General features: G+C 61.8%; 14 protein-coding genes and 1 tRNA gene. 11 read left to right on the top strand and 4 right to left on the bottom strand.

Annotation, left to right across the window (positions count from 1 at the left end):
- Position 1 precedes the first annotated feature (1 nt).
- On the bottom strand, positions 2–412 hold the full coding sequence (locus tag GRF63_RS09600) for a hypothetical protein (RefSeq protein WP_160485788.1): 411 nt from the start codon (positions 410–412) through the stop codon (positions 2–4).
- Between the two features lie 35 nt (positions 413–447).
- Between GRF63_RS09600 and thiE the strand changes: the two genes are divergently transcribed.
- From thiE to GRF63_RS16685, 3 genes are all read left to right on the top strand, one after another.
- Positions 448–1,074 (top strand): thiamine phosphate synthase, encoded by a 627-nt coding sequence (thiE, locus tag GRF63_RS09595; protein ID WP_160485787.1) that lies wholly within the window; start codon positions 448–450, stop codon positions 1,072–1,074.
- Positions 1,075–1,171: 97 nt separating this feature from the next.
- Positions 1,172–2,497: a L,D-transpeptidase family protein gene (locus GRF63_RS09590; protein ID WP_237392403.1), complete on the top strand. Its 1,326-nt coding sequence runs from the start codon at positions 1,172–1,174 to the stop codon at positions 2,495–2,497.
- On the top strand, positions 2,497–3,216 hold the full coding sequence (locus GRF63_RS16685) for a M23 family metallopeptidase (RefSeq protein WP_160485786.1): 720 nt from the start codon (positions 2,497–2,499) through the stop codon (positions 3,214–3,216). The genes GRF63_RS09590 and GRF63_RS16685 overlap by 1 nt, the downstream gene beginning before the upstream one ends.
- A 6-nt stretch (positions 3,217–3,222) precedes the next feature.
- On the opposite strand, the gene GRF63_RS09580 is transcribed toward GRF63_RS16685, so the two are convergent.
- A complete protein-coding gene (locus GRF63_RS09580) occupies positions 3,223–3,573 on the bottom strand; it encodes an elongation factor P (protein ID WP_160485785.1) in 351 nt (116 codons plus the stop codon).
- 132 nt (positions 3,574–3,705) lie between these two features.
- On the opposite strand from GRF63_RS09580, the gene efp reads away from it, so the two are divergent.
- The 4 genes from efp to GRF63_RS09560 all read left to right on the top strand — a co-directional run bounded on the left by efp (position 3,706) and on the right by GRF63_RS09560 (position 7,138).
- Entirely contained in the window at positions 3,706–4,269 is a 564-nt protein-coding gene (gene efp, locus GRF63_RS09575) for an elongation factor P (protein ID WP_160485784.1), read from the top strand.
- Between the two features lie 6 nt (positions 4,270–4,275).
- A complete protein-coding gene (locus tag GRF63_RS09570; RefSeq protein ID WP_160485783.1) occupies positions 4,276–5,094 on the top strand; it encodes an inositol monophosphatase family protein in 819 nt (272 codons plus the stop codon).
- A 65-nt stretch (positions 5,095–5,159) separates the two neighbouring features.
- Positions 5,160–5,244, top strand: a tRNA-Leu gene (locus GRF63_RS09565).
- A 178-nt stretch (positions 5,245–5,422) separates the two neighbouring features.
- Complete coding sequence (locus GRF63_RS09560) at positions 5,423–7,138, top strand: SLC13 family permease (protein WP_474075392.1); 1,716 nt, start codon at positions 5,423–5,425, stop codon at positions 7,136–7,138.
- Between the two features lie 6 nt (positions 7,139–7,144).
- On the opposite strand, the gene GRF63_RS09555 is transcribed toward GRF63_RS09560, so the two are convergent.
- On the bottom strand, positions 7,145–7,648 hold the full coding sequence (locus tag GRF63_RS09555; RefSeq protein ID WP_160485782.1) for a hypothetical protein: 504 nt from the start codon (positions 7,646–7,648) through the stop codon (positions 7,145–7,147).
- A 240-nt stretch (positions 7,649–7,888) separates the two neighbouring features.
- Here GRF63_RS09555 and GRF63_RS09550 point away from each other — a divergent pair, with 240 nt between their 5' ends.
- The 4 genes from GRF63_RS09550 to GRF63_RS09535 are packed head-to-tail and all read left to right on the top strand — an operon-like array spanning position 7,889 to position 13,746.
- Positions 7,889–9,274, top strand: a complete 1,386-nt coding sequence (locus GRF63_RS09550) for a TIGR03013 family XrtA/PEP-CTERM system glycosyltransferase (protein WP_160485781.1) — start codon at positions 7,889–7,891, stop codon at positions 9,272–9,274.
- A complete protein-coding gene (gene prsK / locus GRF63_RS09545) occupies positions 9,274–11,388 on the top strand; it encodes an XrtA/PEP-CTERM system histidine kinase PrsK (RefSeq protein WP_160485780.1) in 2,115 nt (704 codons plus the stop codon). The genes GRF63_RS09550 and prsK overlap by 1 nt, the downstream gene beginning before the upstream one ends.
- Positions 11,388–12,752 carry a PEP-CTERM-box response regulator transcription factor gene (gene prsR, locus GRF63_RS09540; protein WP_160486309.1) on the top strand — a complete coding sequence of 455 codons (1,365 nt, stop codon included), beginning with the start codon at positions 11,388–11,390 and terminating at the stop codon, positions 12,750–12,752. Before prsK ends, prsR begins: the two co-directional genes overlap by 1 nt.
- 25 nt (positions 12,753–12,777) lie before the next feature.
- Complete coding sequence (locus tag GRF63_RS09535; RefSeq protein WP_160485779.1) at positions 12,778–13,746, top strand: bile acid:sodium symporter; 969 nt, start codon at positions 12,778–12,780, stop codon at positions 13,744–13,746.
- Here the strand turns inward: GRF63_RS09535 and GRF63_RS09530 are convergent.
- Entirely contained in the window at positions 13,721–14,821 is a 1,101-nt protein-coding gene (locus tag GRF63_RS09530) for a DUF475 domain-containing protein (protein WP_202131669.1), read from the bottom strand. The two genes, GRF63_RS09535 and GRF63_RS09530, sit on opposite strands and share 26 nt — an antisense overlap.
- Positions 14,822–14,867 lie beyond the last annotated feature (46 nt).

Raw genomic sequence — 14,867 nt, 5'->3', positions numbered from 1 at the left:
ATCATCGCTGGACGTCGAGCATTATCGGCGTCCAGCTGAAGGCGAAGCGATAGGCCTCCGGCGTGATCGTGGCCGCTTCGGCCTTTTGCACCGGCCAGACCTGCGTCAGTACCACATTGCCGGACAGGGCAGGGGTGGGCGTGCCGTGGGTAAGCTCCATCTCCCGCTCCCGTCCGTCACGCTCCACCAGCGCGCGGATGCGGAGCTGTCCGGCCCAGACGCATTGTGCATCTGTGGGGCAGCGGCTGTCCTCCAGAACTTCCAGCGGAGTGATCGTCGCGCTGCCCGTGTCGAAGGCATCGCCGATGGCCACGCAGCTTTCGCCGCCGCAATCGGTGGCAGTGGCCTGCGGGGTAACGCAGGCGGCGATTGCCAGCGCCAGGCTGGCGGCAAGGGTGAGGCGGATAATCATTTGAGCTTGAGTAGCGGGTTGCTATTGGCCCCACGATGAACACCGATGATTGCCAGCTTTACCTGATCTCCCCGCTCGACGTGGGCGGAGACTTTCCCGATCGCCTCGACAGGGCGCTTGCCGCGGGGGAGGGGCTGGCCACCGCTTTCCAATTCCGCGTGAAGGACAAGGACCAGCACGAGGCCGCGCGCCTCGCCGCGCCCTTGCAGGAAATCTGCGCCGCGCGCGATGTGGGCTTCATCGTGAATGACAGCGTGCCGCTCGCCAAGCGGCTGAAGGCGGACGGCGTGCATCTTGGCCAGTCCGACGGGACGATTGCCGATGCGCGGGAGGAACTGGGCCGCGAGGTGCAGATCGGCGTGACCTGCCATGCCAGCCGCCATTTGGCGATGGAGGCCGGCGAAGCTGGCGCGGATTACGTGGCCTTTGGCGCCTTTTTTCCCAGCTCCACCAAATCCAGCGAACATCGGCCAGAGCCTGAAATCCTGCAAAACTGGAGCGCGCTGTTCGAAATCCCCTGCGTGGCAATAGGCGGCATCACGCCTGAAAACTGCCTGCCGCTGGTAAAGGCGGGCGCGGATTTCCTGGCCGTATCGCACGCCATCTGGGGCGCGGACGAGGTTGAGGCGGTGAAGGCCTTTGCCAAGGCAATGCAGAAATAGCGGCATAGTGCGGAAATAAAGCGGCGTTCGCGGGTTAAAGGGGGTGAGGGCATCACGCCCGCCGTTTTGATGCCCCTTTCCTGAAGAAGGTTCCGCTATGTCTCCCAAATATCTGGCAATTCTCGCCGCTCTCCCGCTTGTCGCCTGCGATGTTCGCGATACCGATGCGCCGCAGACCGAAACCACGCAAGTGGCAGAGCGCGACTGGAATTCGGAGCTTGGCTATCAGCCGATGGGCGAGGATAACTTCGCCGATTCCATGGCGTCCAACGATGCGCAATACATGTCCGCCTCCCGCGATGGTGCCGCGATGGACGATGGCTCAGAAGGGGCGATGGATGGCACCTCCACCCGCGGCACTGAGATCGCCGATGCTAAGGAGCGCCCCATCATGCAGGCGCAGGTGGTGCTGGACAGGCAGGGCTTTGGCCCCGGCGTGATCGACGGCAAGATGGGCGCATCCACGCGCAACGCGCTGGAAGGCTTCCAGGAAGCGAACGATCTTGAAGTGACCGGAGAGCTGGACGAGGAAACCAAGCAGGCCCTAGACGAATGGTCCAACATTCCTGCAACGCGCGTCGTCACCATCCCGGCAAGCTGGGGGGAAATGGCCTTCCGCGATATTCCCGATGATCCGGCAAAACAGGCCGAGATGGAACGGATGGGCTATGAAAGCCTGGACGAGAAGATCGCTGAACGCTTCCACACCACGGCAGCGGTTCTGAAAGAACTTAACCCCAATGGCAAACCCGCCGGAGCGACGGGCGCGATGGCCAGCAGCAGCGCAACGCCCAGTGCGTCCGCTTCTGCAACACCCACGCCCACACCTACGCCAACCGGAACGGCATCCGCGTCGGCCTCCGCTTCAAAGGCTTCTGACAGCTTCTTCACCGCAGGACAGCAGATCCGCGTTCCCAATATCGGCGCTGACATGATCAAGCCCGGCTCCATTCAGGACAAGGGATGGCAGCAGACGCTCGCCTCGCTGGGCGTCGGGACGGAACAGCCCAAGGTGGCGCGCATCGTGGTCGATGAATCGGAAGGCTGGCTGAAGGGCTATGACGCCGATGATAATCTGGTGGCGATGTTTACCGTCACCACGGGTTCCACGAACGATCCGCTGCCGGTGGGCGAGTGGGGCATTACCGGCGTTGGCCGCAATCCGCCGTTCTCATACCAGCCCGATCTTTTCTGGGACGTTCCCGATGATGAGGAGGAGCAGCAGCTTCCCCCCGGACCCAACGGCCCCGTTGGCGTGGTGTGGATCGATCTGACCAAGGAACATTACGGCATCCACGGCACCAGCGCGCCCGAAACCATCGGCCGCGTGCAAAGCCACGGCTGCGTCCGCCTGACGAATTGGGACGCGGCGCGGCTGGCAGGGATGGTCAGCACGAATACAGTCGTTATATTCCAGGCCTGATGGCATCTTCATTTGCAGAAAAGGCGCAAGTCGCAGCGGTAACCGCCACACTCGTTTCAGCGGGGTGGATCGTTGCAGGCGCATTCCTGCTCGATCGTGCGGAAACCGCGCAGATCGAGCAGGAAATCGCCACCAAGCAGGCTACAAGGCAAGCCTCCAGGGAAAACGCCGATCCGCAGACGGCACCAGGTGCGGATGATGATGGCGAGGCGATGCCTGTTCCCCAGCAGAACCGCGAAACCGTCACCATGCCGCCGCAGACGGAGACGGCGAAGCTGGTGATCCCCGTCCTCAACACCGCGGCGACGGATCTGACCGATTCCTTTGCCGATGAACGTGGCGGCGGCACAAGATTGCATCAGGGCATCGATATCATGGCGGATGCGGGCAGTTCGGTCGTGGCGGCAGCGCCCGGTACGATTGAACGGCTGTTCCGCTCCGATGCGGGCGGCAACACCATCTATGTCCGCTCTGACGACAGGAAGACCATCTATTATTACGCGCATCTGCAGGATTATGCGCAGGGCCTGAACGAAGGGCAGCAGGTGCGGCGTGGGCAAAGGCTGGGCACGGTAGGCTCCAGCGGCAATGCCGATCCTTCAGCGCCGCATCTCCATTTCGAGGTGATGCGCACTACGCCCACCGCCGAATGGTGGGAGCCTGCCAATTCGGTAAATCCCTATCCGCTGCTGGTGCAACAGCAACAGCAACAGCAGTAAGACGGCTTAACGCGCCCGCCTGACGCAGCGCAGCCGGCTGGGCGCGCCGTCCACCAGCTTTCGCAGGAAACCGCGGCTTACGATCACATAGCTATCGCCATTGCGCGGTCCGCTTGTCATGGTCATCCGGTCTCCACGGCGCAGGTAAATTCCGCTGCCTTGCGCAGAGACATAACGCGATGCGCTTTCGATGGAGAAGCTCTCATCAGGCTGCGCAATGCCTGCCGAACCGGCGGCATTGCCGGGCAGTTCGCAAACATATGTACCGCGTTCGATCGTGTCCGGCTGCTTCTGGGCATGGGCAGGGGTACCAATCGCGGCAGCGGCAATGGCGCAGGTGAGGAAAAGCCTTGTCATGGCCCCGCGCCATAGCAGCCCACGCTTAGCCCGTCATGAATAAGTGTTGCGCCGATGCCCCTCTTATCTTGCCGCAGGGCGGGCGCTGGGGTAGGGCGCGGCCAATCCCGAAAACACTCGAGGCGCGTAGCAATGAAAATCAGCGGCGTGGACATCCGTCCCGGCAACATCATCGAATATGAAGGCGGTATCTGGAAAGTCGCCAAGATTCAGCACACCCAGCCCGGCAAGGGCGGTGCCTATATGCAGGTCGAGATGAAGAATCTCATCGATGGCCGCAAGACCAACGTCCGCTTCCGCAGCGCGGATACGGTGGAAAAGGTTCGTCTCGAAACGCAGGAATATCAGTTCCTGTATGAAGATGGCGACATGCTGGTTTTCATGGACGGCGACACTTTCGAACAGATCAGCCTGCCCAGCGATCTGCTGGGCGATGCGCGCCCGTTCCTGCAGGATGGCATGCAGGTGCAGCTGGAACTGTGGGAAGAACGCCCCATCAGCGTGCAACTGCCCAACCAGATCGAGGCGGAGATCGTCGAGGCCGACGCCGTGATCAAGGGGCAGACGGCATCCTCCAGCTACAAGCCTGCCGTGCTGGACAATGGCGTGCGCATCATGGTGCCGCCGCATATCGAAAGCGGCACCCGCATCATCGTGGATGTCTATGAACAAAGTTACGTCGGGAAGGCTGGCTAAACTGTAATGGCTGCTATTTCAGGTCTTATCCGCGTGATGGAAAAGGCTGCCCGCAAGGCGGGTGGCCGATTGCGCCGTGATTTCGGCGAAGTCGAGCATCTGCAGGTCAGCCACAAGGGGCCGAGCGACTTTGTGTCCAAGGCGGACCAGGTGGCGGAGCGCATCCTGTGGGATGAATTGAAGGCGGCGCGGCCCGGCTGGGGCTTCGTGCTGGAAGAAGGCGGAGAGATCGAGGGCGAGGAAGACCAGCCGCGCTGGATCATTGATCCGCTGGATGGCACCACCAACTTCCTCCACGGTATTCCGCATTTCGCCATTTCCATCGCCGTGCAGGAGCCAAAGCTGGGCGGCGGTGGCTGGGGCGATGTGGTGGCCGGCATGGTCTATCAGCCGATCACCGATGAAACCTTCTGGGCCGAGAAATCGCGCGGCGCATGGCTGCACGATGCTCGCCTGCGCGTTTCGGGCCGGCGTCAGCTGTCAGAGGCGCTGATCGCCACGGGCACGCCTTTTCAGGGCCATGGCAATTTTGCCGAGTGGAGCCGCATTTTCGGCTCTGTCGGCCCCAATGTCGCGGGCATCCGCCGCTTTGGCGCTGCCTCGCTGGATCTTGCGTGGGTGGCTGCCGGACGTTTCGACGGCTTTTGGGAAAGCGATCTTGCGCCTTGGGATACGGCCGCAGGCTGCCTGCTGGTAAGAGAGGCCGGCGGCTTCGTTTCCGATTATCGCGGCCGTTCGCAGCCGATCTGCGACAGCCAGGTGATCGCCGGGAACGACCAGATGCATTCTCGCCTGCACAAGCAGATCGCTGCTGCCCTTAAGTAGGGGGCTGCTGGCGGAATAAGCAATTGCAGCAGCGCGCCATCAACGCTAAGCGCGCTGTCCTGCCTGCCTCTGTGGCGGAATTGGTAGACGCGCTCGACTCAAAATCGAGTTTCTTCGGAAGTGCCGGTTCGAGTCCGGCCAGAGGTACCAGGCAGGCAATCAGTTAATACGATCCGTCAATACAGGCAGCTGTCAGACGGAATTCGCTTGATATTGCTGCTACGCTTTGGGATTTGTCTACGCGACCGTGATCGAAGCTCCCACCTTGCACGCCTTCGCGGCGATGGCCCTGACGGTCGTAGTTTTCTATTTATTCGTACGCGGAAAGATGTCGATCGAGATCGTATCGCTATTGGCGATCGCGATCATTGCCGTTGGCCTGTATTTCTATCCCATGCCGCACACGCAGCCGACCGACGGGCTGCAACTGGCCTTCGCGGGCTTTGGCCATTACGCGCTGATCACGATCTGCGCGCTGATGGTGATGGGGCGCGGCCTGGTGGTTACCGGCGCGCTTGAACCTGCCGCCCGCATGCTGGAACGGGTTTTCAAATTCAACCTGCAAACCGGCCTACTGCTATCGCTGGTGCTGGCCTTCGTGCTTTCCATGGGCGTGAACAACACGCCTGTGCTGGTGCTGCTGATCCCCATTTTCGTGACGCTGGCCGCACGCGGGGCGATGCCGGCCAGTAAAACGCTGATGCCGCTCAACGCCTCCTCCCTGTTGGGCGGTCTGGCCACCACGATCGGCACGTCCACCAATATCCTGGTGGTGGCCATCGCGGTTGACCTTGGCATGCCGCGCATGGGCGTGTTCCATTTTACGCCGATCGTGCTGATGGCATCGCTGGTGGCGCTGCCCTATATCTGGCTGGTGATGCCGCGCATGTTGCGCGATAACACGCCCGAAATCGGCCATGGCAATCGCTGGTTCCACACCCGCCTGCGCGTGCCGCCCTCCAGCAACCTGATCGGCAAGCATTTCGACGAGGTGGTCGACATGCTGCCCGACGATTTCCGTTTCGAGGAACGGCCCGACGGCCCCTTCGCATCGGGTCAGCGATTGCGCATTTCCGGCACGCATGATGCGCTGGAAGATGCCGTGCGCGTGCTGGAGGGGCAGATTGCGCCGGGTTGGGTGGTGGACCAGATCCAGCGCCAGTCCGCCAGCAAGCGGCAGGACATGAAGGTGGTGGAGATGGTGATCACCAGCGATTCCCGCCTGATCGAGCGCACGCTGGCGACATCGGGCATTGCGGATCGCTTTGGCGTGGCGGTGCTGGGCATCCATCGGCCCGATCGCCCCCTGATGTTCGACCAGGAACAGTCCACCGGAGATCTGCGCTTTGCCGAAGGGGACGTTCTTCTGGTGATGGGGCTGAGCGAGGCCCTGTCCGAATTTATCCAGAGCGACAGCCTGCTTCAGCTGGAAGGAGAGCGCGAGGTTCCGCGCCGGGCAAAGGCATGGCTGGCAGCCACCATCATGGGCGTGTCTGTCGGCATGGCCTCCCTCGGTATCCTGCCCATCGCCATTGCTTCGCTGGGCGGTGCAATCCTGATGTTCCTCACCGGCTGCGTGAAGTTTGATCGGGTGGGAAGGGCGCTGTCCGGCCAGGTTATCGTGCTGGTGGCCGCCAGTATCGCCATCGGGCGTTTCGTGCTGGATAGCGGCGCGGCAGGCTGGCTGGGTGAAACCCTGTCGCTTGGCCTGCAATATCTGCCGCCTGCGGGCGTTATCGCCGCAGTGATGATTTTCGTCACCGTGCTCACCAATTTCGCGTCCAACGCCACGGCTGCAACGGTGGGCACGCCCATCGCCTTCAGCATCGCGACCGAGCTTGGCCTGCCGCAGGAGCCGCTGGTTCTCGCCGTGCTGTTCGGTTGCAACCTCTGCTATGCCACGCCCATCGCATATCAAACGAACATGCTGATCATGGCGGAGGGCAGTTATAACTTCCCCGATTACATGCGCACCGGCGTACCATTGGTGCTGATCATGGTGGTGACGCTCAGTTACCTGCTGGCCATGACCTACGGCATGTAGCGAGGTCTAGCGGTCGCTGCCGCTATGGCCGGCGCGGCGGGCGGATGCGGCCTCGATCTCGCTCATCTGCGCGCTGCGATCCACGTCTTCGATCACGCCTGCCCTGACATACAGCGCCCGCAAACGCTCGTATTCCTCCACCGACAGGGCAGCAACTTCCTCCGGCGTCATGTTGGGCAGCGGCTGGCGACCTGTATGGGCAGGGCGCTTCACGATGGCAGATCGGTTATCACCGCCCGCGCCGATCATCGGCTGGCCATATCCGCCATCGGTATTGTCTCCGCCGAAGGATCCTTCCATTCCCCCTTCGGCACGCTCCAGAATGGCCCTGCCGTAACGTGGAATCTCCTCTACCTGCCGCGTAACGACTGTGTCTGGCGGAGGCGTATTGGCGGCGGCGCGCTGGTCAGCATCGGCGAACATGGCAATCGCCGCCGTCAGCGTGATGGTGACGGCTGCGAAATGCTTGTACAGCTTGGCCGGAACCGGGGGCGTGGAGATCTTTGCCATGCGCGCCGCAATAGGTGCGTTGGGTTAACCGTCCGCAGGAACTCGCGGTTAACACCGAGTTACCGCCATGGGAGACGGCATTTTCGCGTCGTCAAATTGCGTAAAACCCGGCCCATCACGCCGGTTTTTCGCAAAGTTTATCGATCCATGCGGATTTGAGTGTAAAGTTTACCGACATTTCATACCTCGCCGTTAACCGAGAACTGTCTGGAAATCCCTCCGGCAGTGAACGGTTAAACAATGGTCCGCCTTTTCAAGCATTACATACCCCATGCGGTGCTGTTCCTGGGTTTCCTGGACCTGATCCTGCTGATCCTTTCAGCAGACTTGGCCTGGGCGTTGCGCGCCAACCAGATCGATACCGATCCGGGCAGCCTGTCACAGCGCGCCCTGCCGCTGCTGGGATATGCGGTGACGACGCTGGCAGCGATGGTGGCGGTGGGTGTATATGGCCCGGAATCGCTGCGATCAATGCGCTTTGCCGCGGCCCGGCTGCTGGTGGCGCTGGGCCTTTCGATACTTGCGCTGGCCGTGGTGGATTTCCTGCTGCCGGGGCAGACCTATTGGCGATCCATCCTGCTATATTCCACGGCGCTGGCCCTTGTTTTGCTGCTGCTGAACCGCGCGCTGGTGGGCGGCATTCTGGGAACATCGGCCTTTCGCCGCCGCATCCTGGTGCTGGGTGCGGGCATGCGCGCGCAGCGGTTGAAGGATCTTTCGCTGAAAGAGGGCAGTGGCTTCTCCATCGTTGGCTTTGTCAGCATGACCGGGGCAGGCGAGCAGGTGCCGGAGGCCGTGCAGCGGTCAGAAATTCCCGATCTTTCCGCCCATGTTGCCGGGCTTCGCGCCAGCGAGGTGGTGCTGGCTTTGGAGGAGCGCCGCAACGCTCTGCCGCTGAAAGACCTGTTGCGGGTGAAGACGGCGGGTGTCCACGTCAATGAATTCTCCAGTTTTCTGGAGCGCGAAACGGGGCGTGTGGACCTTGATACGCTCAACCCCAGCTGGCTGATCTTCTCCGACGGATTTTCATCGGGCCGCGCCATTTCATCGGTGGCGAAAAGGGCGTTCGATATCCTTGCCAGCGGCCTGCTGCTGTTGCTCACCTTCCCGGTGATTGCGCTGTTTGCCATTATCGTGAAGCTGGACAGCAAGGGGCCGGCCTTTTTCCGCCAGAAGCGCATCGGCCTGTACGGGCAGACGTTCGAACTGGTGAAACTGCGATCCATGCGCACCGATGCCGAGAAGGACGGGTCCAAATGGGCGGAGAAGAACGATCCGCGCATCACCCGCGTGGGCGCGTTCATCCGCAAGGTGCGTATTGATGAGCTGCCGCAGGTCTGGACCGTTCTGCGCGGCCACATGAGCTTTGTCGGCCCGCGTCCCGAAGTGCCCACCTTCGTGCGCGATCTGGATGACAAGCTGCCCTATTATGCAGAACGGCACATGGTGAAGCCGGGCATCACCGGCTGGGCGCAAATTAATTATCCTTACGGCGCCAGCATAGAGGATTCCCGTCACAAGCTGGAATATGATCTCTATTACGCCAAGAACTACACGCCCTTCCTCGATCTGCTGATCATGTTGCAGACGCTGCGCGTGGTGTTGTGGCCGGAAGGTGCGCGGTAATGGCGTCGCTGTGGGATATTGCCAGCAATCTGGCCTATCTGATCAGCGCCTGCGCCGCGGTTGCGCTGGCCATGTGGCTGGCCACCAGCCAGCGCGCGCAGGGACCGGCCATCAGCGCATGTGCTGCGGCGCTGTTCTGCTCTGCCCTGTGGGCCTTTTCCGTCATCAGCTTTGGCTATGGCGGCCTCGCCACGGGCTTGCTGATGGTGCTGAGCAATCTGGCGTGGCTGTGGATGCTGTATCGCCTGTTCGGCCATGATGATCGCGATATCAGCCTTGGCCCCATCCGGCCCGTCGTATTCTCGCTGGCCTTCGTGGAACTGATGCAGCTTTCGCTGGTCGCCCTGCGCGGGCAATATGGCGGCGATGCAGAGACAGAGATGCTGGTGATGCAATTCGCCTTCACCTTCCGCCTGCTGTTCTGTGTGGGTGCGCTGGTGCTGGTGCATAATCTGTATGCTGGGGCATCTGCCCAGGCGCGCGACGGACTGCGCTGGCCGGCAAGTGCTCTGGCGGTTCTCTGGCTATACGATCTCAACCTCTACACCATCGCCTATCTCGATAATGGCGCGCCGGCCCTGCTGCTTGATCTGCGCGGTATTGCGCTTGCGGTATCTGTCGTGATGCTGGCAATGGGCACGGTGCGAACCAGCGCGGAATTGCGTTTCCGCCCCTCGCGCGGGTTTGCCTTCCAGTCGTTCTCTCTGCTGCTGATCGGTGCCTATCTCATCGTGATGGTGGTGATCGCGCAGGGGCTGGCCTATATCGGCAGCGACTACGGGCGCATGTTGCAGACAGGCTTCGTGCTGCTGGCCAGCGTCGTTGCCCTCACCATTCTGCCATCCAGCAAGCTGCGCGGATGGCTGCGCGTGACATTGTCGAAAAACCTGTTTCAGCATCGCTATGATTACCGTGCCGAATGGCTGCGGTTTACCGATACGATTGGCCGGGCAGGGCCGCACGCGCCGCCATTGCCCGAACGCGCCGTGCAGGCCGTGGCCGACATCACGGACAGCCCGGCAGGCCTGTTGCTGACCCCGCAGGAAGACGGCGGCCTTGCGCTGGAGGCGCGGTGGCAATGGCCGGATATCGATGTGCCAGCAGAGGCCATCGATACGCTTGGCGCCAATTTCCTGGCGGAAAACCAGTTCATCGTCGATCTGGATGATCTGCGCGCGGGCGATGCGGAGGGGGTGCCTGCCGTGGCGACGCCAGCGTGGCTGGTGGGGGCGGAAGATTCCTGGGCGCTGGTGCCGCTGCTGCATTACGAACGCCTTGTGGGCGTGGTGGTGCTGGCCCGGCCCACGATGGCGCGGCGGCTGGATTGGGAGGATTTCGATCTCTTGCGCGTGGTTGGCCGCCAGCTGGCCAGCTATCTGGCAGAGCGCAACAGCCAGGATGCATTGGGAGAGGCGCAGCGGTTCGATGAATTCAACCGGCGCATCGCCTTTGTGATGCACGATATCAAGAATCTGGCCAGCCAGCTTTCCCTGCTGGCCGGAAATGCGGAAAAACACGCGGAAAAGCCGGAATTCAGGGCCGATATGATCCTGACCCTGCGCAATTCCACCGACAAGCTGCAGGCCCTTCTGACGCGGCTTGGCCGATATGGCAGCCACGGCGCGAAAGAGCGTGAGATTACGCCGCTGGCCGGATTGCTGCAGCGGATCGTCGATCAGTACAGCGGGAAGCACGAACTGGTGGTTACGCGCCGCGATGATTGCCGCGTGCGCGCCGATGCCGAAGGGCTGGAGCAGGCGCTGGTGCACCTTGTGCAGAATGCGATCGAGGCCAGCGATACAAGCTCGCCCGTGTTCCTGGATCTGCGGCGGGAATCCGGCCACGCCATTATCGAGGTGATCGATTCAGGCGAAGGGATGACGCCGGAATTCATCCGCACAAAGCTGTTCAAGCCGTTCCACTCCTCCAAATCGGGCGGGTTTGGCATCGGCGCGTTCGAAGCGCGCGAACTCGTGCGGTCCATGGGCGGCCAGATGGACGTGGAATCGCGTGAAGGGCTGGGCACCCGCTTTATCGTCCGCCTGCAGCTGAACGAAGCTGCCGATCTATTCAAAACCCTGCAAGATCAGGACAGAGCCAGTGAGGTTGCATGATGGCTGAAACCAAGCCGAAGCTGTTGATTGTCGAAGACGATGCCGGGCTGCAGGCGCAGCTGAAATGGGCCTATGAGGATTTCGAGGTGCTGATCGCAGGTGATCGCGACAGCGCGATTGCCGCCTTGCGCGCTGAAGCGCCGCCCGTCGTCACGCTGGACCTTGGCCTGCCGCCCGATCCCGATGGCACGACGGAAGGCTTCGCCGTGCTGGATGCTATCATGGCGCTGAAGCCCGATACGAAGGTGATTGTCGCATCCGGGCATGAGGCGCGGGAATCGGCGCTGCAGGCTATTGATCGCGGTGCCTATGATTTTTATCAGAAGCCGGTCGATATCGATCAGCTGGGCCTGATCGTGCGCCGGGCATTCAACCTGCACCTGATCGAAAAAGAGAACCGCCGCCTTTCCACCAAGGCGGGCGAGGGCAACACCGTGCTGGGCGGCCTGATCACCTCTGCACCCGAAATGGTGAAGGTAGCGCGCACCATAGAGCGGGTGGCCAACACCAATGTCTCTGTCATGCTGCTGGGTGCCAGTGGCACGGGCAAGGAATTGCTGGCGCGAGGGCTTCACGATGCCAGCAATCGCAAGGACGGGAACTTCATCGCCATCAATTGCGCGGCGATCCCGGAAAACCTGCTGGAAAGCGAGCTGTTCGGGCATGAAAAGGGCGCATTCACCGGCGCGGTAAAGACGACAGAGGGCAAGATCGAACTGGCCGACGGCGGCACGTTGTTTTTGGACGAGGTGGGCGATATCCCGCTGCCCCTGCAGGTGAAGCTGCTGCGGTTCCTGCAGGAACGCACGATCGAACGCATCGGCGGGCGCAAGTCCATCCCTGTCGACACGCGCATCGTGTGCGCCACGCATCAGGACCTGGAAGGCATGATCGCCGATCAGCGGTTCCGGGAAGACCTGTTCTATCGTCTGGCCGAAGTGGTGGTGAAAATCCCCTCCCTGGCAGAACGGCATGGCGATGCCACGCTGCTGGCCAAGGTGTTCCTCAAACGCTTTTCGCAGGAGATGAACCCCGCCGTCACCGGCTTTGCGCCAGATGCGCTGGCGGCCATCGATGGCTGGGGCTGGCCGGGCAATGTGCGGGAGCTGGAGAACCGCGTGAAGCGCGCGGTGATCATGGCAGAAGGCAAGCTGGTGAGCGCGGAAGATCTGGATCTTGGCGATGAGGACGAGGAAGATGCCGAGGCCCTGAACCTGAAAAGCGCGCGGGAGAAATCGGACCGCAAGATGATCCGCCATGCGCTGGCCCGCAGCGAGGGCAATATCTCCAGCACGGCCAAGATGCTGGGGATCAGTCGCCCCACGCTGTATGACCTGATCAAGCAATACGACTTGCAGACCTGACGTCGCATCGGCACACCGCGCGGCCATGATGGCGCGTCTGAAAACCTTGTTCGATCCGCTGGTGCGCCTGTTGCTGCTGGCCATCGTGCTGGCCAGTATCGTGCCCGTCACCGGGGAGAACCGGGCCATCGCCCGCGTGATATCCGATTGCGCGATCTTCCTGCTGTTCCTGCTCAACGGCCTGCGCCTTCCAAGGCAGCAGGTGCTGAAGGGCATCCGCAACGCGCGCTTTCTGCTGCCGCTGATCGTGTGGGTCTTCGGCGTCATGGGGCTGGCAGGTTGGGGCCTTTCCCGCATCGGAGAAGGCGTGCTGCCGTCCACAGTGGCGCTGGGCCTGCTGTTTCTTGGCCTGCTGCCCTCCACCGTGCAATCGGCCACGGCCTATTCCTCCATCGCGGGCGGCAATGTTGCAGCTTCGGTGGTGGCAGCGGCGGTGATCAACATGCTGGGCGTATTCATCACTGCGCCGCTGCTGTCGCTTGCCGCCGGGGGAGACGTGGGGATCGATCTGGCCGGGTTGCAGCGTATCGCGCTGATCCTGCTGCTGCCCTTCGCAATCGGGCAGCTTTTGCAAACGCGGCTCGGCGATATTATCGCCAGCAACCGCGCATTCATTTCCTGGGCGGACAGGGGGGCGATCTCGATTGCGGTCTACGTCGCCTTTTCCGCCGCGGTGGAGCAGGGGCTGTGGACGCTGGTCAGCCTGCCTGCATGGGGATGGCTGGCGGCGCTGATCGGCGTGTTCCTGTCACTGGGGTTCGCTGGATCATGGCTGGCCGGCGGCGCCCTGCGGCTGGAACGCGGGGACCGGATCGCCTTCCTGTTTGCAGGCGCGCAAAAAAGCATCGCATTGGGCGCGCCGCTGGCAACGGTGCTGTTTCCGCCTGCCACCGCCGGCCTCGTGCTGTTGCCGGTGCTGGCTTATCACCTGCTACAGATGATCATCTCTGCACCAATCGCCCAAAGGCTCAATCCGTCGGGTGAGTATTCGTAACGCCCGTAGTCCCAGCCGCAGCTTCGGCCTCCGCCTCGCGCCGGTTATGCCGCAGGGACCACCAGAAGGAGATGCCGATCAGCGCGCCGCCGATAAGGCCGGTTATGGTTTCGGGAATATGGATCACGGCGGATGTCAGCATGATCGCGCCCAGCACGATGATCGCCCAGAATGCGCCGTGTTCCAGGAAATGGTATTCCGACAAAGTGCCCTTGCGCACCAGATGAATCGTCATCGAACGCACGAACATCGCGCCAATGGAAAGGCCCAGCGCGATGATGATCATGTTGTTCGATAGCGCAAAGGCACCGATCACCCCGTCAAAACTGAAGGATGCGTCCAGCACTTCTAGATAGAGAAAGCCGCCAAGTCCTGAACGCATGATCTCACCGGATGCATTCTTGCGCGTCTCCTCCCGCATGTTGAGATATTCGCCCAGCGCATCCACCAGAATATAGGTGACAAGCCCCAGCACGCCTGCGGTCAGGAAGGTCAGTGCCTCCTCCTCCGGCAATTGCAGGGAGATGACCCACAGCACCACCAGCAGCAGGCCGATTTCCAGCGCGGGCAGTACGGCCACCTTGGAAAGGTTGCGCTCTATCACGCCGATCCAGTGCACATCCTTTTCAGCGTCGAAGAAGAATCTCAGGCCCACCATCGCCAGGAAGGCACCGCCGAAACCGGCAATGCCGATATGCGCGCCCGAAACGATGGCCTCGTATTGCTCTGGGTCGTTCAGCGACAGGTCGATCGCCTCTAACGGGCCTATGCCTGCCGCGATGGCCACGATGGCCAGCGGGAAGACGATCCGCGTGCCGAACACGGCGATGGCGATACCCCAGATCAGGAACCGCTCCTGCCATTTCTCGCTCATTTCCTTCAGGATGGAGGCGTTCACCACCGCATTATCGAAGCTGAGCGAAATCTCGAGGATGGAGAGGATGAGGATGATCCACAATATCTCCAGAACGCCGCCGATGCTGTCCGTACTGGCAATGCCGTACCACAGGCCAAGGCCGAAACAGGCCGCCGTGAAGACAAGCGAGAATTTGTAGTAACGCAGCAGGGTTTCCATGCGGGTGGATATCCGTGGCTTGAGTGGGTGGAGCTATGGGATTTGG

It is taken from the genome of Aurantiacibacter rhizosphaerae (assembly GCF_009807005.1).
Taxonomy (GTDB): domain Bacteria; phylum Pseudomonadota; class Alphaproteobacteria; order Sphingomonadales; family Sphingomonadaceae; genus Alteraurantiacibacter; species Alteraurantiacibacter rhizosphaerae.
This window is presented reverse-complemented; position numbering and strand designations above follow the sequence as displayed.

Bases quoted from the DNA above. Each gene is read 5' to 3' on its own strand.
- efp (WP_160485784.1), top strand. From the start codon at position 3,706: ATGAAAATCAGCGGCGTGGACATCCGTCCCGGCAACATCATCGAATAT.
- GRF63_RS09600 (WP_160485788.1), bottom strand. From the start codon at position 412: ATGATTATCCGCCTCACCCTTGCCGCCAGCCTGGCGCTGGCAATCGCC.
- prsR (WP_160486309.1), top strand. From the start codon at position 11,388: ATGGCTGAAACCAAGCCGAAGCTGTTGATTGTCGAAGACGATGCCGGG.
- GRF63_RS09590 (WP_237392403.1), top strand. From the start codon at position 1,172: ATGTCTCCCAAATATCTGGCAATTCTCGCCGCTCTCCCGCTTGTCGCC.
- GRF63_RS09570 (WP_160485783.1), top strand. From the start codon at position 4,276: ATGGCTGCTATTTCAGGTCTTATCCGCGTGATGGAAAAGGCTGCCCGC.
- prsK (WP_160485780.1), top strand. From the start codon at position 9,274: ATGGCGTCGCTGTGGGATATTGCCAGCAATCTGGCCTATCTGATCAGC.
- GRF63_RS09555 (WP_160485782.1), bottom strand. From the start codon at position 7,648: ATGGCAAAGATCTCCACGCCCCCGGTTCCGGCCAAGCTGTACAAGCAT.
- thiE (WP_160485787.1), top strand. From the start codon at position 448: ATGAACACCGATGATTGCCAGCTTTACCTGATCTCCCCGCTCGACGTG.
- GRF63_RS09530 (WP_202131669.1), bottom strand. From the start codon at position 14,821: ATGGAAACCCTGCTGCGTTACTACAAATTCTCGCTTGTCTTCACGGCG.
- GRF63_RS09580 (WP_160485785.1), bottom strand. From the start codon at position 3,573: ATGACAAGGCTTTTCCTCACCTGCGCCATTGCCGCTGCCGCGATTGGT.
- GRF63_RS09560 (WP_474075392.1), top strand. From the start codon at position 5,423: ATGTCGATCGAGATCGTATCGCTATTGGCGATCGCGATCATTGCCGTT.
- GRF63_RS16685 (WP_160485786.1), top strand. From the start codon at position 2,497: ATGGCATCTTCATTTGCAGAAAAGGCGCAAGTCGCAGCGGTAACCGCC.
- GRF63_RS09535 (WP_160485779.1), top strand. From the start codon at position 12,778: ATGATGGCGCGTCTGAAAACCTTGTTCGATCCGCTGGTGCGCCTGTTG.
- GRF63_RS09550 (WP_160485781.1), top strand. From the start codon at position 7,889: ATGGTCCGCCTTTTCAAGCATTACATACCCCATGCGGTGCTGTTCCTG.